This is a genomic window from Paenibacillus antri, assembly GCF_005765165.1.
Taxonomy (GTDB): domain Bacteria; phylum Bacillota; class Bacilli; order Paenibacillales; family YIM-B00363; genus Paenibacillus_AE; species Paenibacillus_AE antri.
Genome location: NZ_VCIW01000009.1, coordinates 75,325 through 99,710, shown reverse-complemented (window position 1 = coordinate 99,710; position 24,386 = coordinate 75,325). Strand labels below are relative to the sequence as shown.

20 protein-coding genes and 1 other annotated feature are annotated in these 24,386 nt (G+C 57.0%); of the genes, 4 read left to right on the top strand and 16 right to left on the bottom strand.

Annotated features, from left to right (window positions below):
- Positions 1-37: 37 nt before the first annotated feature.
- Positions 38-466 carry a hypothetical protein gene (locus tag FE782_RS15015; protein WP_138195031.1) on the bottom strand — a complete coding sequence of 143 codons (429 nt, stop codon included), beginning with the start codon at positions 464-466 and terminating at the stop codon, positions 38-40.
- A 209-nt stretch (positions 467-675) separates the two neighbouring features.
- Between FE782_RS15015 and FE782_RS15010 the strand changes: the two genes are divergently transcribed.
- Positions 676-900 carry a KTSC domain-containing protein gene (locus FE782_RS15010; protein ID WP_138195030.1) on the top strand — a complete coding sequence of 75 codons (225 nt, stop codon included), beginning with the start codon at positions 676-678 and terminating at the stop codon, positions 898-900.
- Between the two features lie 113 nt (positions 901-1,013).
- On the top strand, positions 1,014-2,975 hold the full coding sequence (locus FE782_RS15005; RefSeq protein WP_138195029.1) for a glycoside hydrolase family 15 protein: 1,962 nt from the start codon (positions 1,014-1,016) through the stop codon (positions 2,973-2,975).
- Between the two features lie 87 nt (positions 2,976-3,062).
- Here the strand turns inward: FE782_RS15005 and FE782_RS15000 are convergent, their stop codons facing one another.
- The 7 genes from FE782_RS15000 to FE782_RS14970 all read right to left on the bottom strand — a co-directional run bounded on the left by FE782_RS15000 (position 3,063) and on the right by FE782_RS14970 (position 10,518).
- Positions 3,063-4,898: a monovalent cation:proton antiporter family protein gene (locus tag FE782_RS15000; protein ID WP_138195028.1), complete on the bottom strand. Its 1,836-nt coding sequence runs from the start codon at positions 4,896-4,898 to the stop codon at positions 3,063-3,065.
- Between the two features lie 79 nt (positions 4,899-4,977).
- Positions 4,978-5,358 (bottom strand): glycine cleavage system protein GcvH, encoded by a 381-nt coding sequence (gene gcvH / locus FE782_RS14995; protein ID WP_138195027.1) that lies wholly within the window; start codon positions 5,356-5,358, stop codon positions 4,978-4,980.
- Positions 5,359-5,372: 14 nt separating this feature from the next.
- The gene (locus FE782_RS14990; protein WP_158299404.1) at positions 5,373-5,840 is read right to left on the bottom strand and encodes a redoxin family protein; all 468 of its coding nucleotides are present in this window, start codon (positions 5,838-5,840) and stop codon (positions 5,373-5,375) included.
- An 80-nt stretch (positions 5,841-5,920) separates the two neighbouring features.
- Positions 5,921-6,859, bottom strand: coding sequence for a hypothetical protein (locus tag FE782_RS14985; protein ID WP_138195025.1), 939 nt, complete (start codon positions 6,857-6,859; stop codon positions 5,921-5,923).
- Between the two features lie 184 nt (positions 6,860-7,043).
- The gene (locus FE782_RS14980; protein ID WP_138195024.1) at positions 7,044-8,651 is read right to left on the bottom strand and encodes an extracellular solute-binding protein; all 1,608 of its coding nucleotides are present in this window, start codon (positions 8,649-8,651) and stop codon (positions 7,044-7,046) included.
- Between the two features lie 32 nt (positions 8,652-8,683).
- Complete coding sequence (locus FE782_RS14975) at positions 8,684-9,553, bottom strand: carbohydrate ABC transporter permease (RefSeq protein WP_138195023.1); 870 nt, start codon at positions 9,551-9,553, stop codon at positions 8,684-8,686.
- 17 nt (positions 9,554-9,570) lie between these two features.
- Positions 9,571-10,518, bottom strand: a complete 948-nt coding sequence (locus tag FE782_RS14970) for an ABC transporter permease (protein ID WP_138195022.1) — start codon at positions 10,516-10,518, stop codon at positions 9,571-9,573.
- 290 nt (positions 10,519-10,808) lie between these two features.
- Here FE782_RS14970 and FE782_RS14965 point away from each other — a divergent pair, with 290 nt between their 5' ends.
- The gene (locus tag FE782_RS14965; protein WP_138195021.1) at positions 10,809-12,062 is read left to right on the top strand and encodes a DegT/DnrJ/EryC1/StrS family aminotransferase; all 1,254 of its coding nucleotides are present in this window, start codon (positions 10,809-10,811) and stop codon (positions 12,060-12,062) included.
- The gene (locus tag FE782_RS14960) at positions 12,059-12,928 is read left to right on the top strand and encodes an amidohydrolase family protein (RefSeq protein ID WP_138195020.1); all 870 of its coding nucleotides are present in this window, start codon (positions 12,059-12,061) and stop codon (positions 12,926-12,928) included. Before FE782_RS14965 ends, FE782_RS14960 begins: the two co-directional genes overlap by 4 nt.
- A 57-nt stretch (positions 12,929-12,985) precedes the next feature.
- Here FE782_RS14960 and FE782_RS14955 read toward each other — a convergent pair whose 3' ends face one another.
- From FE782_RS14955 to ilvB, 8 genes are all read right to left on the bottom strand, one after another.
- Complete coding sequence (locus FE782_RS14955; RefSeq protein ID WP_138195019.1) at positions 12,986-15,289, bottom strand: AraC family transcriptional regulator; 2,304 nt, start codon at positions 15,287-15,289, stop codon at positions 12,986-12,988.
- On the bottom strand, positions 15,290-16,204 hold the full coding sequence (locus FE782_RS14950) for a helix-turn-helix domain-containing protein (protein ID WP_138195018.1): 915 nt from the start codon (positions 16,202-16,204) through the stop codon (positions 15,290-15,292).
- 272 nt (positions 16,205-16,476) lie between these two features.
- Positions 16,477-17,025, bottom strand: coding sequence for a peroxiredoxin (locus tag FE782_RS14945; RefSeq protein ID WP_138195017.1), 549 nt, complete (start codon positions 17,023-17,025; stop codon positions 16,477-16,479).
- A gap of 485 nt (positions 17,026-17,510) precedes the next feature.
- Complete coding sequence (gene leuB, locus FE782_RS14940) at positions 17,511-18,590, bottom strand: 3-isopropylmalate dehydrogenase (RefSeq protein WP_138195016.1); 1,080 nt, start codon at positions 18,588-18,590, stop codon at positions 17,511-17,513.
- A gap of 202 nt (positions 18,591-18,792) precedes the next feature.
- Positions 18,793-20,454 carry a 2-isopropylmalate synthase gene (gene leuA / locus FE782_RS14935; RefSeq protein WP_138195015.1) on the bottom strand — a complete coding sequence of 554 codons (1,662 nt, stop codon included), beginning with the start codon at positions 20,452-20,454 and terminating at the stop codon, positions 18,793-18,795.
- A gap of 66 nt (positions 20,455-20,520) precedes the next feature.
- Positions 20,521-20,780 (bottom strand) — a binding site (T-box leader).
- A gap of 52 nt (positions 20,781-20,832) precedes the next feature.
- Entirely contained in the window at positions 20,833-21,825 is a 993-nt protein-coding gene (ilvC, locus tag FE782_RS14930) for a ketol-acid reductoisomerase (RefSeq protein ID WP_138195014.1), read from the bottom strand.
- A gap of 129 nt (positions 21,826-21,954) precedes the next feature.
- On the bottom strand, positions 21,955-22,437 hold the full coding sequence (gene ilvN / locus FE782_RS14925) for an acetolactate synthase small subunit (RefSeq protein WP_138195013.1): 483 nt from the start codon (positions 22,435-22,437) through the stop codon (positions 21,955-21,957).
- A complete protein-coding gene (ilvB, locus tag FE782_RS14920; protein WP_238392505.1) occupies positions 22,434-24,152 on the bottom strand; it encodes a biosynthetic-type acetolactate synthase large subunit in 1,719 nt (572 codons plus the stop codon). Before ilvB ends, ilvN begins: the two co-directional genes overlap by 4 nt.
- Positions 24,153-24,386: the final 234 nt, after the last annotated feature.

Here is a 24,386-nt window from a genome sequence, read left to right as displayed (position 1 = left end):
ACGCTTCTCCCCCCCGCTTTGTTTCGCTGGGTTCGCATTATCGATAGCCGCCCGTCGTCTTTTTCCTGCGCAATTTATCTCTTCGGCCGCTCATGACGCGCAGCCGGTTCTTCAACTGATATTCCCATTCGACGTCGTCGAGGCCCTTGGCGATGCGAAGCAGGTCGAGCGCCATATCGATTTGGTTCGTGACGAGCGCGAGCGGATCCTCGTGCTCCTGATTGACGCAGTTTTCGAACAACGCGTCGTGCAGCGGAGCGTCCGAATAATCTTCGAAGTCCACTTCGGATGCGCCGTCTCCCCCAGCGTACTCGGCCAGGATTTCGTATTCGTCCTCGACGAGATAATGTACCTCGATCCGGTGACATACCGGACAAAACAGTATCGGAACGTTATGAATCTGCGTCCGAAGGTGGCGGATGCTGCCCTTCGTGCCGATCATGCTCGCGCCGCAGCAAAAGCTCATCTTGATCCCTCCCGGTACGTTCGTTTCGGATATCTTCTTCTTATTCGAGTTCGACTCGTACAATTCCTTTTTCCCGAAGACAAGCACTTTTTAACAGAAAACCCGCATCGGACCAGCCTTACGGACCTGCGGAACGTTCTATTCCATACTATTAACGCATATCATAAAAAGCTACCATCATCTTCCCGCGAGAAAGGGGTTCGGTACTAATGGCGCATGTCGTCCCGCTGGAACATAAGCAGATCGCCTACGTGTCTTACGATCCGGAGGAACGTTCCCTTGTCGTCGCCTATCACCGCGGCGCATCCATCCGTCATCTCTCGATCGACTGGGAGCAATTCCAGCGCGTCCTGGACGCGAGCAACAAGGTCGACGAGCTGATCAAGCTGCTGCCGCGCATATCGGCCGAGCCGCGCCGAATCGGATCGCAATGAATCGAGGCGACGGAAACCGATGACGAATCTGATGCGTAATCGACCGTTTCCGGTTATACTGTATGAAAATATAAGCTTCATATAGAGAATCGAAGACGATAGGAAGTGGTAGCGTGCCAAGGCATCTCGTAACGGGAAACGGTAAAATGCTCATCAACCTGGATCGGAACGGCTACATTCGCGATTTGTACTATCCTTATGTCGGACAATTGAATCATGTGAGCGGTTATCACTGCCGCGTCGGCGTTTGGGCCGGGGGCGAGTTCGCATGGCTCGCGGACGACGAATGGCGGCGCACGCTCGATTACGAGGACGATTCCCTCGTCACCTGCGTCACCGCGACGCATCCGAGACTCGGGCTGACGCTCACGATCAACGACGGCGTCCACCAACGCGAGGACATCTTCATTCGTCGTTTCGCCGTCAAGAACGACACCGAGCACGAACGGGAAGTCCGCCTCTTCTTCCACCAGGATCTCGTCATTAACGAAACCGAAGTCGGCGATACCGCCGCCTACTACCCCGCGAACAACACCGTTTTTCACTACAAGCGCGACCACTACTTCATGTTCAACGGTTCGACCGGTCAGGAAGGCATCTATCAATATACTACAGGCGTCAAGCGATTTCATCAAGCCGAGGGCACCTGGAAAGACGCGGAAGACGGCCATCTGATGGGCAACCCGATCGCGCAAGGCTCCGTGGACAGCACGATCTCGTTCCGCCTGTTCCTTCAGCCGTCTTCCACGCACACGATGTATTACTGGATGACCGCGGGCCATACGCTCGACGAGGTGAAGAAGCTCAATGCCTACGTTCGGGAGAGCGGCCCCGGCAACTTGCTCGATCGGACGAAAATATACTGGCAGCGCTGGGTCAACAAGCAGGAGCGCGACTTCGGGGATTTGCGCGACGACGTCGTCGACATGTATAAACAAAGCTTGCTTACCGTGCGCACGCAGATCGACGAGCGCGGCGCCATCATCGCGGCGAACGACACCGACATTCTCAATTACAACCGGGACCATTACAGCTACATGTGGCCTCGCGACGGCGCGCTTGTCGCATACGCGATGTCGATGGCCGGCTACCAAGGCATGGTCGTCCCGTTCTTCCACTTCTGCGCCAAGGCGATTACGGACGAAGGGTATCTGCATCATAAGTACAACCCGGACGGCACCGTCGGCTCTTCCTGGCATCCGTACGTACATAACGGACAACAGCAGCTCCCGATCCAAGAAGACGAGACGGCCTTGGTCTTGTTCGCGCTGTGGGCCGACTACGCGAAGCACGGCGTCATCGAGCTGCCGCAGTCGCTGTACCCGAGCTTGATCCGCAAGGCCGCCCGTTTCCTATATTCGTACGTCGATCCCGAGCTGCAGCTGCCGAAGCCCAGCTACGATCTGTGGGAGGAGCGCTACGGCATCTATACGTTCACGGCGTCCGCCGTTTACGGCGGCATGGTCGCGGCGGCGAACTTCGCCCGACTGTTCGGCGACGACGCGCGCTGCAGCCGGTACGAGCAGGCCGCGGAACGCATCAAGAACGGCATTCTGACCCATCTCTGGGACGAGGAAGCCGGCCGCTTCGCCCGCGGGCTGCAGCAGCAGGACGGCAAGTGGGTACGCGATATGACGCTCGAGAGCAGCATCTACGGCATCTTCGAGTTCGGCGTGCTGCCGGCGTCGGACGAACGCGTCGTCCGCACGATGCGGCAAATCAAGGACGGCCTGTCGATCAAGACGGAAGTCGGCGGCATCGCGAGATACTATCAGGATTATTACTTCCAGATGTCCTCCGACCTCGACGTCGTGCCGGGCAATCCGTGGATCATCTGTACGCTCTGGATGGCCGAGTTCGAGATCGAGACGGCCCAGTCGCTCGCCGACCTCGAGTCGCCGCGGCGCACGATCGAATGGGTCGTCGACCATGCGATGGAGAGCGGCGTGCTGTCCGAGCAGGTCGATCCGTTCGACGGCAGCCCGATTTCGGTCGCGCCGCTCACCTGGTCGCATGCGACGTTCGTGCTGACGGTGCTGAAGTATATGGAACGGTATCAGAAATTGAAGGCATAAATGATTCCCGACGCGAAAGCCTTGCCCCGCGAACGATTGACGTCGCGAAGCAAGGCTTTCGTTTTTGCGATATCCGTGTCGTCCGGCTTACGCCATCTCCCGCTTCACCGCGGCGATCTCTTCGACGTCTCCGCTGACGAGAAGCCGGTCGCCGAGCTTGATCTCCGTATTGCCGTGCGGCACGACGAACGAATCGCCGCGGAAGATGCGCATGACGAGCACGTCGCCGAGGAACGGGAGATTGCGCAGCGCCATGCCGTCGTAGGCCGGGTTGTGCAGCTCCGCCTCTTGGATCGAATCGTCGTGCTGCGTAATGAGCTTCACCGCGCTCGGGTGCTCGATGACGGCCTTCAGCAGCGTGCGGGTCGCATACAGCGAGGAGAGCAGCTGCACGTCCGGCGGAATCTCGCCCTCGCTTACGTCAAGCCGGTCGGGCTCCTCCACCCGGGCGATGATCCGCGCCGCCCCCCGCTCCTTCGCCTCGCGGGCGAGCGACAAATTCACGTCGTCGTCGGCCGTCGCGAAGACGATGACGTCCCGGTCGAACAAGCCGGCCGAGGCTAACGCCTCGGGTTCGAGCTTGTCCACCTCGCGAAGGGGGAACCGGCTCGTCTTCGGCTCCTTGGCCGCTTCCTCCGCCGAAGCGACGCTATAGAGCCGAACGTCGTATTGCTCCCGCTCTAGATCGAGCGACACCGGAAGCGTAATATGGTTCGCGCCGACGATCCCGATGGAGAGCCGCTTCGGCGTCGCCTTCGGGAAAAACCGCGAAAATAAGATCGGCGATATAAAGCACGACAGAATCGCGACGAGGATGAGCGCGCCCCGCAGCTGCTCGTCGATAATGCCGAACTTGACGCCCACCTCCACCGCGGCGACGACGAGGCTCAGATTCGCCGACAGCAATACCCCGGCCCCGACCGCCTCGCGCCAAGCGTACCAGCGGCGCAGCAGCAGCGACGGCAGCATCTTCGCGACGTAGAAGCACACCAGAAGCACTGGAATCAGCATCAGGACGCTAGGCTCCCGAAGGAGCGCTCCGAGCTCCAGATCCGCGCCGACCATCACGAAGAAGATCGGGATCAGGAAGCCGTAGCCGAACGTCTCCAGCTTATGCACGAAGTCCTTCTTGGGCAGCATGAGCGAGACGATCGCGCCGGCGAGGAAGGAGCCTAAGATCACTTCGACGCCGAGCGTCTCGGACAGCACCACGAAAAACAGGATGAGCGCGAAGACCGCTCTCGTACCGATCTGGATCGTTCCCGCCTTGATCGCTTCGGATACTTTCCGGTTCAACGTCCGGCGGATGAGACGGTATGCGACGTACGCCGCCGCGAAAAACAACACGAGCTGCAGCATGACATACAAATCCTGCGACCGTAGACTAATATAGAATGCCAATAGAATCATCGCGGTAAAGTCGAGCACGACGGTGATGAACAGGATGACTTGTCCGATCCGGCTTTCGATCAAGCGCTTCTCCTTCAGCACCGGAACGACGACGCCGAGCGAGATCGCGGCCATCACGATGGCGAAGAAGAACGGCTCCTCGATCAGCCCCGCGCCTTGGAGCCCGAAGGCTAGTCCCACCGCCAGCAACAGCGCCCCCGCCGAGACGGCGAAGCCTACCTTCATGACGTTCGGCCCGCTCGTCTTCGCGCCGGGCTTCGACGTAAGCAGCGAGAAATCCAGCTCCAGCCCGCTTAAAAACATGAGGTAAATCAATCCCAAGGAAGAAAGCATCTCTAGGTACGGATCTTCGGCGACCCAATTCAACCCGCTCTTGCCGATCGCGATGCCGACGATGATTTCCGCCACGACGACCGGCAGAAACCGCAGCTTGAACCGATGCAGCAGCACCGGTACGAGAAACGCGACGCCGACGACGATCATCAGCGACGTTAGCGACGTGCCATGTTCCATTCTTTCATCGATCCCTCCGTTCTTTCTCGGGAACGCCGACCGGGTGAGCTTTCGAGCCCACCCGGCCGCATGTTCCCCGTTATACTCCGTAGGTTTCTATGTACTTCTCCGGCGTCCACAGCTTGTCGAGCTCTGTCGGGTCCGACATCTCCACGACGACCATCCAGCCGCCTTCGTACGGGGCTTCGTTGATGCGTTCCGGCGCGTCGTTCAGCTCCTCGTTCACTGCCACGACCTTGCCGCTGACCGGCGCGTACAGCTCCGACACCGTCTTCACGGATTCGACGCTGCCGAACGGGTCGCCGAGCTTGATCGTGTCCCCTACCTTCGGCAGCTCCACGAAGACGATGTCGCCGAGCTCCCCTTGCGCGAAGTCGGTGATGCCGACGGTCGCGCGGTTCCCCTCCACCTTGACCCATTCATGCTCTTCGCTGTACTTGCGGTTCTCGGGTACGTTCACGTGTACCAATCCTCCTATTCGGGTTCCTTCGTCAACAAGAGCTTCTGGATCCGCTGCTCCAATAAGCCGAGCCCTCGGTCTCCGGCTTGGTAATGGCGCAGGCGGCCCGCTCGGTCGAACGCATAATACGCCGGCACGCATTCGTTCCGGAACGCCGCAGCCGCCGCGCGATCGCCGTCGAGCAGCACCGGATGCGAGATAGCGTACCGAGCGATAATCTCGGCCGTCGCCGCGGCGTCCTCGTCCTCCGCCGTTCGGGGCAGATGGACGCCGACCGTCTGCAGCCCGAGTCCGTCGGGCCCGCCGTATTTCCGATGCCATTCGTTCACCAGCGGCAGTCCGGCCCGGCACGTCTCGCAGCTCGCCGCCCAGAAGTGAACGAGCGTCGGCCGGCCCGTCAGCTGCGCCTTCGTTCGCTCTCCGTTCACCCACGCGCCCGCGCTGGGGAATTCAGGCAATAATTCTCGCCATCTTATGGGCATTATGGTATCATTCCTCCGCATAATAGTCTACGTTCGCGCACGCGCCGCCATACCCCAAGCCGCACAATAGAACCGGCGCGTTACGCGTTCTCGATCAACGCCGATCTCCGACGGCGCAGCGTCTGCAGCTCCGCCTCCGCCTTCCGCCATTCGCTCTCGACCTCGGCCGCGATGCGGGCGATTTGCGCTCGCTTGTTCGACACCTGCGCAAGCGAATCGTTGATGCGGCCCTGCACGATCCAATCCGTAACGAACCCGTCGAAAAAGTAATCCGCGAACGTCAACATCTCCCCGACTTCGATCCGAATCGAGACGTCGCGCTGCACGTCGGCCAGCTCGGTCTGGAATCGGCGCAAGGCGCTCTGCGCGTGATGGATCGCGGATCGCGCCTCGTCGATGCGGCCGTGCTTCACCGCCGTCGAGATCAGGCCTCCGCCGAGCATGTCGTACGTTCCCCAGTTTTTCGCCGAACCGAGCCGATCTTCGGCGCGTTCCAGAGCGTTCATAACCGCCCGGCCGGCGGACACCGCCTCGCTCAGCTCCTTCGCGTTCGCTTGCGCTTCGGCTTCGCGGTCGGTCAACTGCTGCAGCTCGGCCGCCAAACCGGGATGCGAAGCGAGGATCAGCCTCCGCTTCTCCTCCAACGCCGCCTGGATATCGCTCTCGATGAAGCGCACCTCGCCGAGCCGCCGCTTCGCTTCGTCCAGCTCCGCCTCCAATTCGGCGACCGTATCCGCCGCCTCGTCCCGCTTCAGCTTCGCTTGAAGGACTTCGGTTTCCTCCTGGGTCAGCTTCTCGTCGCGTTTGCCTATAAGCGCGTAAAATAAGGCGCCTAAGCTGAGACCTGTCAATCGGTCCACGTCCTTCTGCTCGGCGCGCAGCTGCTCTTCCCATTGCCCGCGTTCATGACGCTTACGTTCGAGTTCCTTCGCCAGCTCCTGCTCCCGCCGCTCCCAGGCGGCTTTCTGTCGAGCTTTGCCCTTCAATTCCGCCAACCGGTCGTTCAGTTCTTGAAACATGCGGCACGCCCTCCTTCGGGTTTACTAACAATACGGGACGGAGGCTTGTTTTGTTCCTGTTCCGCGAAAACAAATCGAGTATAGACCCATGCGTAATTACATGGGACCAGGCAGCTTGGTCTTTACCCCGGATGAAAAAAGGGATGAAGCGAACAGCGCTGTCCGCTTCATCCCTTCCCGCCGGTTATTGTTTCGCTTTAATCCCTTCATTAATTTCTTTGATGTAGTCCGCTCCTCCGCGGTCCTTCCATTCCTGAACCATCTGATCCCATTCCGATACGGGGCGATGGCCGGAAATCATCTTCGTAATTTCTCCGTTAAGGTAATTGGTAAGCTCTAACCCATGTTGCGCCCACGTCTCGGAATAGATGCCCCTGCTCGGATCGGCGTACGGCGTTTTATTATGATTGACTTCCATCGCTTCGATCTTGCCGATAAACTCCTGCATGCGCGGATCCTTGTATACCATCTTGGAATACTGGTTCGCTTCGTTGCTCGGAGCCCACGGCCTCCATTCCTCCCGCGCGAACATGTAGCCGACGGGCGCGATGCTCTCCGCGCCTTCCCGGACGACCGCTCTGCCGTCCGTCATGTCGTATCCGTTCCCCTCCCCGCCCATCAGCCAGTCGAAATGCTCGTTGTCGGGCGTTCTGTCCTTCGGATCGAAGAAGGTGCGGCCATAATCCAGAATGGTCAAGATTTTCTTCACCTTTTCAGGATCGTCCGCCAGCTTGGATGACAAAGTCGTCAAACCGAAATAGCCTTGGTTCAGCAAGGAGCCTTGCGAGCCGTCCGGGGCGACAAAATAAGGGATTGACGTAACCACAGCGTCAGGATGTACCTCAAGTAAGCCCATATAGTAGCTTTCTTCCATGCCGTTCGGAATGCCGATGAAGATGCCCGCTTTCCCGGAATAAAATTCTTGGTTGGCCTGCGCCCAATTCAGCACGGCAAAATCCTTCGTCACCGCCCCTTCGGCATAAGCCTTGGAGAGGGTCTCTACAACCTCCCTGCGTCCCGGTCCGATCGTACCCGGAATGTAGTTTCCGTCTTGATCTTTATGGTACCAACCGCCGGACCAGTAAGCGCCGGCCGAAAATTCGGGGGTATTTTTCTCCGCCATGGCGAAGCCGTACGTATCGTTCTTGCCGTTCCCGTCCGGATCGTTATGGGTGAAGGCGATGGCTGCCTCCAGCAGCTCTTGATAGCTGGTCGGCACCTTCAAGCCAAGACGATCGAGCCAGTCTTGGCGAATCGTAATACTTTGCATGTACGTCGGGGAATACATCGGTATGCTGTAGATTTTTCCGTCTACGCGAAACTGGTTCCATACGGCGTCCGGCACGAGCTTGAAGGTTTCGTATTGCTGGATGTAATCGTCAAGCGGCAGGAAGGCGCCTTCCCTCGCCCATTTGATGTAATTGGCGTCGGCGCTCTGAATATGTACGACGTCCGGCATATCGCCGGAAGCCATGACAACCGACAGCTTCGTATTAAAGTCCGAGGCGAGGATAAACTGGGATTGGACGTTCGCCGCAAACTTATCTCGAATCGCCTGCACGCCCGGGCTCTCCGGCTCCGGAAACCTGACGTAGGAATAGCTCATAAAGCTGATGTCGTGCATCTTTTCCTCTGACGGCTGATCCGACGGCGTCGTCGAAGTCGGAGTAGAAGTAGACGAGGGAGCCGTCGGTTCGCCGCTCCCGTCGTTAGAGGTGCAGCCGGCGACCAGTACGGCTATGGCGCTGATCAGGATGAGATCACGAATGACGGACGATTTTCGCAGAAACATTGAAATCGGAACCTCCCTTAATTTTGATGTTCCTATCCTTTCACCGATCCCAGCATCACCCCCTTGGCGAAATGCTTCTGCAGGAAAGGATACACGACAAGAATCGGAACGGTAGCCAGCAGGATCGCCGCCATCTGGATCGTTTCGGCCGGAGGCGCCTCTACGAAACCCTGCTGTTCCAGCAGTGCCGTATTATCGTTCACAATCACGATTTGCCGGAGCAGCACCTGGATCGGCCAATTCGACGGATTGTTAATATAGAGCAGGCCGCTGAAGTAGGAATTCCAGTGCGCGACGGCATAGAACAAACCGAATGTCGCCAGCGCGGGCTTGGACAACGGGAGGATCACGCGGGTGAAGACCGTTATCGGATTCGCGCCGTCCATCGTCGCCGCTTCCGTCAGCTCCTCGGGAATGTTGCGGAAAAATTGCCGCATGACGATCATGTTCCACGGACTGATCAGCACCGGAATAATCAATGACCAGAGCGAGTCGATCAGCCCCGTTTCTTTTACGATCAAATACGTCGGGATAATGCCGGGGGAAAATAAAAAGGTGAACAGCACCATGAAAATCATCGTTCTCTGGCCGAAGAAAGGACGCGACAGCCCGTACGCCATCGTTGTCGTGAACAACAGATTCAATAAAGTTCCCGCCGCCGCGATAAACAAGGAAACGAAGACGGAACGGACAAATCGGTTATTTCCTAAGATATATTGGTAGGCATCCGTCACCCACGTTTTCGGCCAGAGCAAGAAATCATGCTCCAAATAATCCCTCATCGACGAAAAGGATACGGAGAAAATGTACAGAAACGGAAAGAACATCATCCCCGCGATCCATACAAGCAATACGATGTTTACAGTATCTAATAAACGGTCCGACGCAGATCGGTACAGCACGGCGTTCCCTCCTCCTTTTAATAAATGCCGTCTTCCCCGAACCTCTTCGCCAGATGATTGGCGGCTATGACAAGAATCAGGCCCACCACCGACTTAAACAATCCGACGGCGGTAGCGAAGCTGAAATCCGACTGCTCGATCCCCTTATAGTAGACGTATGTATCCAAAACATTGCCGACATCCATAACATAGGGATTCAGCATCAGAAATACCTGCTCGAAGCCGTTGTCCAATACGCTCCCGAGCCGCAGAATCAACAGGATCACTACCGTGCTGCGAATGGCCGGCAGGGTAATATGCCAAATTCTACGAAGCCTCCCGGCTCCGTCCGCCACCGCCGCTTCATACAGTTCGGGATTCACGCCGGCAAGCGCGGCGAGAAAGATAATCGTGCTCCAGCCGGTTTCTTTCCATATCACCTCAAGCACGAGAAGCGGCTTAAACAAACCCGGCATTTGCAGAAACGGGATGGATTCGATCCCGAACCATAAACCTAGCAGATTATTGACTAATCCTTCCCCGCGCAGAAAAATCGTAACGACGCCGACGACAACGACCCACGAGAGGAAGTGAGGAAGGTAAACGACCGATTGAATGATTCGCTTTACCCATTCCAAGCGTACTTCGTTCAGCATTAAGGCGAGCAGAATCGGAGCGGGAAACGCAAACGCGATTTGCAGAAACGATAATACAAGCGTATTTACCAGCACCTGGACGACTTCCGGATTATCGAAGATTCGCTCGAAATGCTTCAAACCCACCCAAGGACTGTTCTGAAACCCCCGAAATACACTGTAGTCTTTAAAGGCGATAATGGAGCCGAGCAGGGGGAGGTATTTGTAGATCAGAAAGTACAATAGCCCCGGCAGCACAAACAAATACATGTATCTGCTTTTCCATACCTTCTTACGGATCCGAATCCATCGGTTAGGCTGTACAGCTGGGCTTATGGCCGACTTCAGCATGAGGCTGTCTCCTCCTTTCCCCCAACAATAAAACGGATTTTATCTAATCGAAAGGCTCTATTTTTGCGATCGATGTTATCAATGATAACATTTAAAATACTACAGGAATGATACATGTACGCAAAAAATGATACTCATACGCTGCGAATTCGAATATCTGCGATATGTTTAATAACGTTAACATAACACCAAAACAGATCAATTTTTGACTGCATCGCTTCAACGGATGGCGAGATATTCGTTACCTCGAAAGATATGATGAACGTAGATCGTTAAAGGAGTGATGCGAGATGGAACAGGAGAAGCTTGCGCTCATGGGCGGCGGCAAAACCAAAACAACTCCCTACGGCACGGGAAAAAGATTCGGAGAAGAAGAATTAAAAGAACTATCCGAGGCCCTGGAGCAAAATACCCTCTTCTATCACCACGGCCGGAAGGTGAAGAAATTCCTTCAGGATTTCAATGAGATCTACAGCGTACCCTACAGCGTCGCCGTCTCCTCCGGCACGGCCGCCATTCATACGGCGCTGGGCGCAGCGGGCATCAGCGTCGGAGATGAAGTCATCACCTCGCCGATTACCGATCAAGGGACCTTAATCGGCATTCTGTATCAGAATGCAATCCCGGTATTCGCCGACCTGGAGGCGGATACCTATAATATGTCGCCCGCATCGATCGAATCGAAAATCACTTCGCGGACCAAGGCGATCGTCGTCGTTCATCTCGCCGGCAATGCTTGCGATATGGACCCGATCATGGACATCGCCCGAAGGCACGGCCTGAAAGTGATCGAAGACTGCGCGCAATCCTATCTAACTTACTATAAGGGGCGGTTGGCCGGGACGATCGGCGACTTCGGCTGCTTCAGCACCAACGACTTCAAGCATATCTCCACCGGCGACGGCGGCATGGTGACCGTCAATTCCGAAGACGAGGAGTTGTATTTGCGAACCCATGCGTTCGCGGACAAAAATTTCCGGCGGTTCGGCACGGACGTCGTCGTGAAGGACCTGCACGGACTCGCGCCGAATTATCGGATGACCGAGCTCCAGGGCGCTGTCGGGATCGCCCAGCTGAAGAGGCTGAAATGGGTCTGCGAGCGGCGGGGCCGTTACGGCGAGAGCATCAGCGCCGGCATCCGCGGTATCCCCGGCGTGCTTCCGCATCGCGTAACGGACGGCTCCCGCTCTTCTTTCTGGTTCTACATGTTTAGGGTCGACGAATCGGCGCTCGGCGTCACGCGCGACGAGTTCTCGAAAGCGCTGGCCGCCGAAGGCGTTCCGAACCAGGCGGGATATATTCCGCGGGTGATGTACCTGCAGCCGATGTTTCTGAAGAAAGAGGCTTACCTGGGAAGCCGCTTTCCTTTCGATTTGTCCGATATCGAGTACAAAGCGGGGGATTGTCCGGAGGCGGAGAAAATCTTGGAGACGGCCGTCAGGCTGCAGGTCTCGGAATTTTTCACCGAACAAGATGCGGAAGAAACCGCCCGCGCCATCCGAAAGGTTGCCTTACATTACGCGGCCAAGGCGGCGAATCCATGATCATCGATGCGCATAACCACCCGGATTGGTACGGGCATTCCGTTGATAAGGTCTTGGAAAATATGGACCGGTATCACATCGACGTCGCTTGGATGTTAAGCTGGGAATGCCCCGAGGATGAATACGATCCAAGGTATCGCCGGGTCATTCCCGATTCCGGACCGGACGGCCCGATTTCTCATCGAAGGTGCGTGGAATATGCCAGGCGCCATCCGGATCGGTTCGTGATCGGATATGCGCCCGACCCGCGGCGGCCGGATGCGATCGACCGGTTGGAAGCGGCGATCGATCTGTACGGCGTGCGGGTTTACGGAGAGCTCAAGCTGCGAATGATGTACGACAATCCCGATGCGATCCGCATGTACCGCTTCTGCGGCGAACGCGGCTTGCCGGTGATCGTGCACATCGACTACGAATTCGATACCGGCAATCGGTATCCCCGCCCCAATTGGTGGTACGGCGGCGGCATCGAAGCCTTCGAAAGAGCGGTTGCGGCTTGCCCCGCGACAAACTTCTTCGGCCATGCGCCGGGCTTCTGGGCACATCTTTCCGGAGACGATCAATACGATAAGGCTGCTTACCCCGAAGGTCCGGTGCTCCCCGGCGGCAAAATCGTCGAGATGATGCGCAAATACCCGAACCTGTATTGTGAAATCTCCGCCGGGTCCGGTCATCGCGCATTAAGCCGCGATCCGGAATTCACGAAGCGATTTCTGATTGAATTTCAGGACCGCGTCATTTACGGAAGAGATGATTTCGACAATATCCATCAAGAGCTTTTGGAATCGTTAGACCTTCCCAAGCCGGTACTGGCCAAAATTTATTCGGAAAACGCGCTTCGGCTTGTGCCCTTATCGTCCCGCTAACAAAGATCCCCCTCCGCCAATTTACAATTGGAGGGAGGGGGATCTTTGGCGTTCGATTCAGTTGTTGCGGTGCATGCTCCGGTAATTACCGGGAGGCATACCGGTAATTTGTTTAAATACGCGCGAGAAATTTTGCGTCGTCGTATAACGGAGCCGCTCCGTAATTTCTTTAATCGATTGATCGGTGTGAACCAGCCACTCCTTCGCTTTTTCCATTCGATAACGAATTAAATATTCCACAAAGTTGATTTGCTTGTATTCTTTAAATAATCGACTTAATTGAAACGACGAACAGCCGAAGTGATCGGCAATCTGCTGAAGCGACAAATCCTTTTCGAAATGCTCGTGAATATAGGCGATGACCTGCTCGATCAGCATATGCCGCTTGTCTGAACCGCTTGCTTCCCCGGCGGCCGTCTGACGAAGGCGTTGTTGAATGACTGGAAACAGCCGACCCACGAACCAGTCTTTCGCCTCATGGAGATCCCGGGCCGCGTAAAGCGACCGGTACAGGTCGTCCTCCAGCCAGGCGCTAAGCTCATAGCCTTTGCGGCGGATGGCCTCTTCGATATCCCCTAGCAAGAAAACAAGCATGCCGATCATGCTCTCGAAGGTGACGAAATAACGTGAAGCCTCATCCGTCATATTTATGAAATACTCGCCGGCAAGCTCGACTTGATGGTTCGTAATGCTGGCTACGATGGCCTTCTGGCTTTGGATAAACGATTGGGTATATTCGTGGACGGACGCCGGATGCTCGACGCTTTCCGAAGTTAGCGTGATGCCATGCCCGAGTAAAGGCCGGTTGCGCAACAGCTGGAGCGCCTGCTCATAAGCATGAGGAATGTCGGCTATGGAGGGAATTCCCTCGCTGACGGCCGCCGTGATCGAAACGTTGAAATGCCCGCTCACTTTACAACGAATCATATCGCATAGCTCGACCATTCTTTCGCGCGGATCCCCGCCCTCCTCGTAGGCGCCGAGGAGGATGACAACCTGACCGGGGACAGGAACGACGACCTCGCAGCTTTCCATTTCCCTGCTAATTTCCTCGACTAATCTGGTGAACGCATAGGTAACCAATGTCCGGTCTTTAGCCTGAAAGCTCCGCCGATAAACGATCGGATCGTCGATTTTCAAAACGCACACATAAAAACAGGTCCCCTCCAGCGATATCGAATACGGATCCGCTATCGCATCGTATTCCCGCTCGCTCATGTCGCCTCTAAGCAGCTTCAGCAGCGCATTGTCCTTCAGATTCGGCAGCTGCTCGTTCCACCGATCCTGTAAACGGGTGTTGTTGTGAACTATGTTATCGATATAATCGCCGAGGAGCTTCAAGTCCCCTTTCCCGCGGTCTCCGACCGAAAGCCGGGCAAACAGCATGTGAATCGGACGGTACAGCTTTCTTGACCCGAGCAAAGCAATCAGCATCCACAGAAGGATGATGCAGCAGACGATCACCCCGGTCAAAAATCGAATTTGATCCGATTTGGCCGTTGTTTCCTTCAGCGGCGTTACAGCAATATAAGCCCAATGGTTGTACGACGATTGCTGCAAGGAAAGATGATGCTCCTCCCCGTTAAGACGGTAGAGCGATGCGGTCGGATGTTTCCAGTAACGATACAGATCGCTTGTCTGCGGCAGCCGCGTGCCGATTTCTTCCGGGTTCGAGCTGATCGCGATCCTTCCTTCGCCGTCAATGGCCAGAAGCTCGCGATCGGCACCCAAATCTGCCGAATGGAAAGCTTCGTAGATGAGCGATAGCTTGATATGAAGAACCACTCGGCCGATCGGCCGGACGCTCTTGTCGGAGCTGACCGGACGCATGATCAGATATTCGTTTTGCCCGGCATAGGTATTCGGAGGGATGATGAACGATCCGGCGGTGTTACCCATTTCCGTCTTGAGCAGCTCCGCATAAGGAAAATCGGGCAGCTTCAGCACGCCGTGCTGACTTGAATACACCTGACCGTATTTCTCGTAAATCAGCGACAGGTTTGAAATCGACCCGTTGTAGCTGCGGTAAAGGCGAACGCTTTCCAGCATCTCGAGCGTGGCCTCCAGCGTTTCCAGCTCTTCCATGGAGATGCCCCGCTCCATCGATCTAGCGATGACCGGGTCATTGGCCAGCTGCAAAGATAACGTATCCAATCCGACTAAGATGTTATCGATTTGGCGTTGAACCTGCCGTAGAATGATCTGGTGGTTGCGGTCGGTTTCCTCCTGAATACTTTTCCCGGATAGGTATGCCGAGACGATCCCCAGCATGATGACCGGTACCGTGCTAATAAGCAGTGAGAATACCATCAGTTTTCGCTTAAAGGTCCAATGACGCAGGAACCGAAACCGCTCCCTCATTCATTCCACTCCCTCCATAGGCTTTATATGTGACGCTTTGCGGTATTCGCTTGGCGTCTGTCTATAGATCTCCCGAAATACTCGGGAAAAGGTGCGGAGCGAATCGAAGCCTACGGAAACTGCAATATCGGTAACGGACATTGTCGTGGTGGAGAGCAGGCTCGCGGCGTTATTCGTTCGAAGCAAATGAACATAGTCCATAAAGCTGTATCCTAAATGCCGTTTAAACGAACGGCTAATGTGGGGGGCGCTCATGTGAAATCGCTCCGCCAGCTCCCGAAGGGTGAACGGTTCATGGTAATGAACGCGAATGTATCCGAGAATGGACCAAAACGTCGTCTGGATCAATCCGTCGTTGCGATCGGCGGGAGGGATCCGTTCTTGAATTTGTCTCCCGTCCCCGCAAGCCGCTCTCATAAACAGCAGCAGCGCTTCCGTCAGCTTCGCCCGAATCAACAGCGGCTGACCGATGGCTGCGGGACCGTGAAGCTCTTCCTTCATATGTTCGAACAGCATTTGTATACGGTTGATTTGTCCGGGACCGATATCCGCCCAGGAAGGAATCGTCGTGCCGACCTGCAGCAGCATGGCGAACAGCTCGGCGTCCTCCGCGGAACGGGAAAACAGGTCGAGATTGAACATGCAGCAATATTTGCGAATCGGCGCGTTGGACGTGGAGTGAATTTGGTGGATATGATGCGGGAGAAGAAAGGTGGCGGTTCCTTGACGTAAGCGATGGTCGATGCCGTTGACGGTTTCGACGCCGTCCCCATCCGTCACGAAAGCCAGCTCGACAAATTCATGGTGATGAAGCGGCGTTCGGATCACTTCATTTCGGGTCAGGCTAATGTGGAAATGTTCATCGATCCGCCTGAGATGATGCGGCGCTTCCTGATAAATCGGAGATATACGCATGTATCTTCCCCTCTCGACCCATGATTACCGGGATGCACAGATATGGAAGAATCTTCTTTCCAGTGAGTATATCATAAAGCATTAATAAAAAGGTCAGGCTATGTGATTCTTATGCTTATATTCTCCTGATATATACATAAAGCCCCGCTCATGGACCGCCATGAACGGGGCTTCAGTTCCGACTCGCGACGACGCACCTCAAGATGCGCCGCCAAGCGCACAAAACTCCGACAGCGATGATGCCGTCGGAGTTCGGGGTTCGAACGTGCTGCTTATTGAGCCGTAAGGTGCTTCTGGCCCGGCTTCCAGTTCGCTGCGCACAATCCGCCGGATTGGAGCGCTTGAAGGATGCGAAGCGTCTCTTCTACGCTGCGGCCGACGTTGTCGTCCGTAACGACTTGGTACTTCACGACGCCTTCCGGATCGATGATGAACAGGCCGCGAAGCGCGATGCCTTCTTCTTCGTTCAGGACGCCGTACGCTTCCGCGACCGACTTATGAATGTCGGACGCCAGCGGGTAGCTCAGCTCGCCGAGACCGTTCTGGTCGCGCGGCGTGTTGATCCATGCGCGGTGGGAATGCTTGCTGTCCGTGCTCGCGCCGAGGATTTCGCAATCGTAGTCTCTGAACTCCGCAGCCGCGTCGCTAAGAGCCGTGATTTCCGTCGGGCATACGAACGTGAAATCGAGCGGATAGAAGAAAAATACGAGCCACTTGCCCTTATAGTCGGACAAGGAAACTTTGCCGAACTCTTTGCCGTTGCCGAGGGCCGTCTCCATTGTAAAATCCGGCGCCTTCTTGCCTACCAAACGTTCTGCCATGGGGATTCCTCCTACCGATGATTTTTATTTAGCCGAGCTTGTCTAAACTCACAAAAATTATCTTATCACCGGTGGAAATTGAAGTCAATGTATAGCGATTATTAAATTAGAATGATGATAATCATGATCAGACTTCTCCGCCAACGAGCGGCCTAATCCTCCTCCTGGCTCCGGAAAGCTCCCCCTTCCGCCCACTCGCTCCGAAGACTCTTATCCTCCTTTCCCGCGGCTCCCCTCGCTGCCGCCAACCCGATCCATTTCGCCGAGAACCCGGGCTGAGCCGCATTTCACATTACCTACTCCGCCTTTGTTTCCGCGAATTGCTCAAAATTTGATACCATCGCGGCGAACTGTTCAAATTTTGACACCATTCCCTTTCGCTACGCCCAAGATAGATGACTTCGTTGGAGAATACGGCGACAACGAACGCAAAAAAAACCGGCCGGGCGCGAAGGCCCGACCGGTTTCGTTCTTGCGAGTATGCCTTACTTCGCGATCGCTGCGGCGATCAGGTCGCCCATCGCGACCGTGCCGATCGCCTTCGACTTGTCGACGGCGATATCGCCCGTGCGGTGGCCGGCGTCGAGCACCGACTTCACGGCGGCTTCGATCGCGCTCGCCGCGTCCTCGTAGCCGAACGTCAGGCGGAACATGAGCGCCACGGAAAGAATCGTCGCGATCGGGTTCGCGATGCCTTGGCCGGCGATGTCCGGCGCGGAGCCGTGCACCGGCTCGTACAAGCCGAAGCTGCCTTCGCCCATCGACGCCGACGACAGCATGCCGATCGACCCCGTCAGCATCGCCGCTTCGTCGGAAAGAATGTCGCCGAACATGTTCTCGGTGACGATAACGTCGAAGCTCGTCGGACGGCGCAGCAGCTGCATTGCGCAATTGTCGACGAGCACGTGCTCGAGCTCGACTTCCGGGTAATCCGCAGCGATGCGGATGACCGTCTCGCGCCACAGGCGGGACGATTCGAGGACGTTCGCCTTGTCGACGGACGCCAATCGTTTGCCGCGCTTCATCGCGATCTCGAACGCCTGGCGCGCGATGCGCTCGACTTCCGGCACGCTGTACACGCACGTATCGACCGCTTCTTGACCGTTCGGCCCTTCGCGGCGGAACTTCTCGCCGAAGTAGATGCCGCCCGTCAGCTCGCGCACGACGATCAAGTCCGTGCCGCGAAGCACTTCTTCCTTAATCGTCGACGCTTCGATCAAGCAGTCGAATACGAACGCCGGACGCAGGTTCGAGAACAAGCCAAGCGCCTTGCGAATGCCGAGCAGGCCCGTCTCCGGACGCAGTTCCTTCGGGTTGTTGTCCCACTTCGGGCCGCCTACGGCGCCGAGCAGCACCGCGTCGGCGTTCTTGCACAGCTGCAGCGTGTCGTCCGGGAGCGGCGTGCCGCGCTCGTCGATGGCGATGCCGCCGAACAAGCCGTGCTCGAACTCGAACTTGTAGCCGAATACCTCTTCCGTCTTGCGGATCACTTTAATCGCTTCCGCTACGACCTCCGGCCCGATGCCGTCGCCGGCGATGACCGCAATTTTCTTCGTCTCAGCCATGATCTGGATTCCTCGTTTCTATTGTAATATGCATAGTTCGGTTGTAACATACTTCCGCTTATTTGTGAAGAATATGAAACCTATCATCGCTATAGGTTTGGCCTATTCGACACGATTTCGCTCCCCCGTACGCCAAGGGACCGCAAAGCATCCTGCCTTGCGGTCCCTATTGAAACGATTACGGCTCAACCAACCGTTCGGTCTACCGGCGTACCATGTTGTTGACGGCGCTGAACAGCGCTTTGACGGACGAGGTCATGATGTCCGCGTCCACGCCGGAGCCCCAATGCATGGTTCCGTTCGCGTCGGTAATGCCGATATAGGAGATGGCCTGCGAGCCCGAGCCGATTTCCAAGGCATGTTCCTTATAGATCAAGTTGGAAAACGAAATGCCCGCATTCGCCTGCAGCGCATTGCTGATCGCGTCCAGTCTTCCGTTGCCGTTGCCCTCGAGCTCTTTCAGCTCGCCGTCGATCCGCACCGTCACGATCGTGCGATAGTCGTCGCTCTTATCGAAGTGGTAACGGACGAAGGAGACCGGCTCGTTCACGTTAACGAACGATTCCTTGAAGATCGAGAAAATCTCTTCCGCCACCAGCTCCTTCTGCAGCTTGTCGGAGACGTCCTTCACCCGGTAGCCGAGGCTTTCCCGCATGCCCTGCGGCAGGTCGAGCCCGTACTTCTGCTGAAGGATGTACGCGACGCCGCCCTTGCCGGACTGGCTGTTGATGCGGATGATGTCGCCTTCGTATTCCCGGCCGATGTCGTGCGGGTCGATCGGGAGATACGGCACGCTCCAATGCGGCGGGTTTTGTTCCTCCCGCCATTTCATCCCCTTCGCGATCGCATCCTGATGCGAACCGGAGAACGCCGTGAATACAAGCTCTCCGCCGTACGGCTGGCGCTCGCCGACGCGCATTCTCGTCAGCCGTTCGTACACCTTCAGAATCTCAGGGAGATTGTGGAAGTCCAGCTTCGGATCGACGCCGTGCGAGTACATGTTCAGCGCGAGCGTGACGATGTCTACGTTCCCCGTGCGCTCGCCGTTGCCGAACAACGTGCCTTCCACCCGTTGACCGCCCGCCAGCATGCCGAGCTCCGCATCGGAGACGCCCGTGCCCCGGTCGTTATGCGGGTGGAGCGACAGGATCACATTTTCGCGGTACTTCATATTCTCGCTCATGTATTCGATCTGGCTCGCGTAGACGTGCGGCATCGACATCTGCACCGTAGAAGGCAAGTTGATGATCACCTTGTTGTCCGGCGTCGGCTTCCACACGTCGAGCACCGCGTTGCAAATGTCGAGCGCGAAGTCGATCTCCGTCCCCGTGAAGCTCTCCGGCGAATATTGGAACTGGAAGTTCCCTTCGGTTTCGTTCGCGCATTCGAGGAACAGCTTCGCGCCTTCCACGGCGATATCGACGATCTCTTGCTTCGACTTGCGGAACACCTGCTCCCGCTGAGCCAAGGATGTCGAGTTGTACAGATGAACGACCGCTCGTTTGGCGCCTTGGAGCGACTCGAACGTTTTCCGAATGATATGCTCTCGCGACTGGGTCAATACCTGAATGGTGACGTCGTCCGGGATCAGGTTTTGTTCGATCAGCGTCCGCAGGAACGTGAATTCCGTCTCGGACGCAGCCGGGAACCCGACCTCGATTTCTTTGAACCCGATATCCACGAGCATCTGGAAGTACTCCAGCTTCTCCTCCAGGTTCATCGGCACGATGAGGGCCTGGTTGCCGTCCCGAAGGTCGACGCTGCACCAGATCGGCGCTTCGGTAATATACTCTTTCTGCGCCCACTTCAGACTCTGCCGGGGAGGCATAAAATATCCTCTGGCGTACTTCTCCACGTTTTTCATTGTTTCACCCTTCCTTCTCCGTTTCGCGATTGGCAGACAACAAAAAGAGTCTTCCGCCTCCTCTTACAAGGAGACGAAAGACTCGGCATCTTACGCGGTACCACTCCGGTTCATATCCGTACGGATATGCGCTTAGCGGATCAGGACAAGCCGTCCTGCATCCTCCTGTAAATAACGGTCAGGGTTCCGGCTCCTCCTACTTCGAACGATACGGTTCAGGGAGCAACTCCAAGGCGAGTTCGGACGATTCCCGCGGCTGCTTCGCACCAACCCAGCAGCTCTCTGTGCACAAGAAGCGTCTTACTGTTCCTCTTCAACGTTTTTCGCTATGAGCTTATTCCTTCATTGTACCCCACGCGAGGCGGCGATTCAAGCCTATTACTTCTTGATCCAAGCCATCATTTCGCGAAGCTGGCCGCCGACCACTTCGATCTGATGAGCGGCTTCGTTGCGGCGAGTAGCCGTCATGAACGCCTTGTTGGATTGGTTCTCGAGGATGAAGTCGCGAGCGAAACGGCCCGTCTGGATGTCTTCGAGGACGCGCTTCATCTCTTTCTTCGTCTCTTCCGTCACGATGCGAGGACCCGTCACGTAGTCGCCGTACTCGGCCGTATTGGAGATCGAGTCGCGCATCGTCGCGAGGCCGCCCTCGTAGATAAGGTCGACGATCAGCTTCAGCTCGTGCAAGCACTCGAAATACGCCATCTCCGGCGCGTAGCCCGCTTCCGTAAGCGTCTCGAAGCCGGCTTTGATCAGCGCGGATACGCCGCCGCAAAGGACCGCTTGCTCGCCGAACAGGTCGGTTTCCGTCTCTTCCTTGAAGGACGTCTCGATGACCCCTGCGCGCGTGCAGCCGATGCCGCGAGCGTACGCGATGCCGATGTCGAACGCCTTGCCCGTCGCGTTCTGGTGGATCGCGATGAGGCCCGGTACGCCGAAGCCTTCGACGAAGACGCGGCGCACGAGGTGGCCCGGCGACTTCGGAGCGACGAGCAGCACGTCGATGTCGCTGCGCGGGTTGATTTGGCCGTAGTGTACGTTGAAGCCGTGGGCGAACAACAGCGTCGCGCCGCTCTTGATGTGCGGAGCGATTTCTTCGTTATATACTTTCGCTTGCGTCTCGTCCGGCATCAGGATCATAATGACATCCGCTTGCGCAGCCGCTTCGGATACTTCGAGCACCTTGAAGCCGTCGTTTTCCGCTTTCGTCCACGACTTGCCGCGGCGAAGGCCGATGATGACGTTGACGCCGCTGTCGCGAAGGTTTTGGGAATGCGCGTGGCCTTGGGAGCCGTAACCGATGACCGCTACCGTCTTGCCGCTGAGTACGCTTAAGTCTGCATCTTTGTCGTAATACAATGTTACTGCCATTTCGTATGATTCCTCCTTGGAATATATAGCTTCTTTTATTATTGAAGGACCTTGTTTAAGGGTCGGTTTCAACGCATGGGTGCGAGTACTAGCTCGAAAAGGCGGAGCGCCGTCCGTGACGGCGATCGCTTATGCTCCGCGAGTCATGGCCGTTACGCCGGTGCGCGTCAGCTGCAGAATGCCGTACGGCTTCATCAGCTCGACCATCGCGTCGATCTTCTCGGTGTCGCCGACGACCTGCACGATGACCGTCGACGGCGAGATGTCCACGACGCTGGCGCGGAACGTATCGACGACGGCGAACAGCTCCGGCCGCGCGCTCGGCTCGGCGCCGACCTTGATCAGCGCGAGCTCGCGGGAAATCATCGGGTTGGCGCTGAGGTCGATGACCTTGATTACGTCGATCAGCTTATACAGCTGCTTCTGAATTTGCTCGAGCGTCCCGTCGTCGCCGGTCGTCACGATGATCATCCGAGAGAGCCCCGGCTCTTCCGAGGTCCCCACCGTGATGCTCTCGATATTGAAGCCGCGGCGGCCGAACAATCCCGAGACGCGCTGGAGCACGCCCGGTTGGTCGTTGACGAGGACGGCGATCGTATGCTTCTTCGTCATTCCGCATCCCCCATAATCATTTCGCTGATGGACGTTCCCGCTTGCACCATCGGATACACGTTCTCGTCGCGTCGTACGACGAATTCGACGAGCACCGGTCCCGGCGTATTCATCGCTTCCTGCCAAGCCGCATCCGCTTCTTCCTTGTTGGAGGCGCGGAGCCCCTTCACTCCGTACGCTTCCGCCAGCTTCACGAAGTCCGGGCTGCCGGCGAGGTCGATGTGGCTGAACCGTTGGCCGTGGATGATCTCCTGCCATTGGCGAACCATGCCGAGCACCTGGTTGTTGAGGACGGCGATCTTGACCGGAATGTTGTGAATCGCGCAGATCGCGAGCTCCTGCGAGCACATCTGCATGCCGCCGTCGCCGTTGATCGATACGACCGTCGCGTCCGGATTCGCCACCTGCACGCCGATCGCGGACGGGAAGCCGAAGCCCATCGTCCCCAGCCCGCCGGACGAAATCCACCGGCGCGGATGGTTGAAGCGGTAATATTGCGCCGCCCACATCTGGTGCTGGCCGACGTCGGTCGTTACGAACGCGTCGCCGTTCGTCTGGCGGTGGATCATCTCGACGACCCATTGCGGCTTCAGCTCTTCTTCCGAATCCTTGTAAGACAGCGGATGCTCCGCCTTCCACTCGTTCACTTGCTGAATCCATGCTTCCGACTTCGCCGGCTTCGCCTTCTGGTTGGCCAGCTCGAGCACCATCTTGACGTCGCCTACGCAAGGGATCGCCGTCGGTACCGTCTTTCCGATCTCCGCCGGGTCGACGTCGATGTGCGCGATCTTCGCCTTCGGCGCGAACGCGGACACCTTCATCGTCACGCGGTCGTCGAACCGGGCGCCGATGCCGATGAGCAGGTCGCAGTTTTGCAGCGCCGTATTCGCCGTCCACGTGCCGTGCATGCCCGGCATGCCCATCCACAGTTCGTTGCCGCTCGGGAAGCCCCCGAGACCGAGCAGCGTCGTGGTGACAGGAATGCGCGTCTTCTGCGCGAATTCGAGCAGTTCCTCGTGCGCGCCGGCGTAGACGACCCCGCCGCCGGCCAGAATGACCGGGCGTTCGGCTTCTTCGATCGCCTGCAGCAGCTTGTTCACTTGCCCCTTATTCGGCATGACCGTCGGATTGTATCCGCGGATATTGACTTCCTCCGGGTATTGGAACTCCGTCAAATGCGAGGAGACGTCCTTCGGAATGTCGATAAGCACCGGTCCCTTGCGACCCGTATTCGCGATATGGAACGCCTCGCGAATCGTCTTCGAGAGATCCTTGACGTCGCGTACCAAGTAGCTGTGCTTCGTGATCGGCATCGTGATGCCCGTGATGTCGGCTTCTTGGAACGCGTCCGTACCGATGAACGTCGTCGCGACGTTGCCCGTGATGACGACGAGCGGCACGGAATCCATGTACGCCGTCGCGATGCCCGTCACCAGGTTCGTCGCTCCCGGACCCGACGTCGCGATGCAGACGCCGACCTTGCCCGTGGAGCGCGCGTAACCGTCGGCCGCGTGAATCGCGCCTTGCTCGTGGCGCGTGAGCAGATGTTTAAAGTCGGGATTCCCGTGCATCGCGTCGTAAATATACAACACGGCGCCGCCCGGGTAACCGAAGACGCACTCCACGCCTTCCAGCAGCAAGGAGCGAAGTAGAATTTCAGACCCGGAGATTACGTCGGGCTTAAGCAGTCGGGTGCGCAGTTCTTCACTATCCAGCTTCGCGGCACTGAGTTGTTGTACGCTCACATGAGACCCTCCATTCATGTACGAGAAAATTAAGAATAAAAAAACCCTTCCGTCCCTGTCGCCGCATGACGCGATGCAACAAAGGGACGAAAGGGGTTATCTTTCGCGGTACCACCCATAATTCGCTGTAGCCTTACGGCTTCAGCCTCTAGCAGACATGCGGACATAGCCGGGGCGTCGACTCTCCCCTGCGCGTTCCGGCGC

Bases quoted from the DNA above. Each gene is read 5' to 3' on its own strand.
- FE782_RS14960 (WP_138195020.1), top strand. From the start codon at position 12,059: ATGATCATCGATGCGCATAACCACCCGGATTGGTACGGGCATTCCGTT.
- ilvC (WP_138195014.1), bottom strand. From the start codon at position 21,825: ATGGCAGTAACATTGTATTACGACAAAGATGCAGACTTAAGCGTACTC.
- FE782_RS15015 (WP_138195031.1), bottom strand. From the start codon at position 466: ATGAGCTTTTGCTGCGGCGCGAGCATGATCGGCACGAAGGGCAGCATC.
- FE782_RS14945 (WP_138195017.1), bottom strand. From the start codon at position 17,025: ATGGCAGAACGTTTGGTAGGCAAGAAGGCGCCGGATTTTACAATGGAG.
- FE782_RS14990 (WP_158299404.1), bottom strand. From the start codon at position 5,840: ATGCCCATAAGATGGCGAGAATTATTGCCTGAATTCCCCAGCGCGGGC.
- leuB (WP_138195016.1), bottom strand. From the start codon at position 18,590: ATGGCTGAGACGAAGAAAATTGCGGTCATCGCCGGCGACGGCATCGGG.
- FE782_RS14950 (WP_138195018.1), bottom strand. From the start codon at position 16,204: ATGCGTATATCTCCGATTTATCAGGAAGCGCCGCATCATCTCAGGCGG.
- FE782_RS15000 (WP_138195028.1), bottom strand. From the start codon at position 4,898: ATGGAACATGGCACGTCGCTAACGTCGCTGATGATCGTCGTCGGCGTC.
- FE782_RS14955 (WP_138195019.1), bottom strand. From the start codon at position 15,289: ATGAGGGAGCGGTTTCGGTTCCTGCGTCATTGGACCTTTAAGCGAAAA.
- ilvN (WP_138195013.1), bottom strand. From the start codon at position 22,437: ATGACGAAGAAGCATACGATCGCCGTCCTCGTCAACGACCAACCGGGC.
- leuA (WP_138195015.1), bottom strand. From the start codon at position 20,454: ATGAAAAACGTGGAGAAGTACGCCAGAGGATATTTTATGCCTCCCCGG.
- FE782_RS14970 (WP_138195022.1), bottom strand. From the start codon at position 10,518: ATGCTGAAGTCGGCCATAAGCCCAGCTGTACAGCCTAACCGATGGATT.
- FE782_RS14985 (WP_138195025.1), bottom strand. From the start codon at position 6,859: ATGTTTCAAGAACTGAACGACCGGTTGGCGGAATTGAAGGGCAAAGCT.
- FE782_RS14965 (WP_138195021.1), top strand. From the start codon at position 10,809: ATGGAACAGGAGAAGCTTGCGCTCATGGGCGGCGGCAAAACCAAAACA.
- FE782_RS14980 (WP_138195024.1), bottom strand. From the start codon at position 8,651: ATGTTTCTGCGAAAATCGTCCGTCATTCGTGATCTCATCCTGATCAGC.
- FE782_RS15010 (WP_138195030.1), top strand. From the start codon at position 676: ATGGCGCATGTCGTCCCGCTGGAACATAAGCAGATCGCCTACGTGTCT.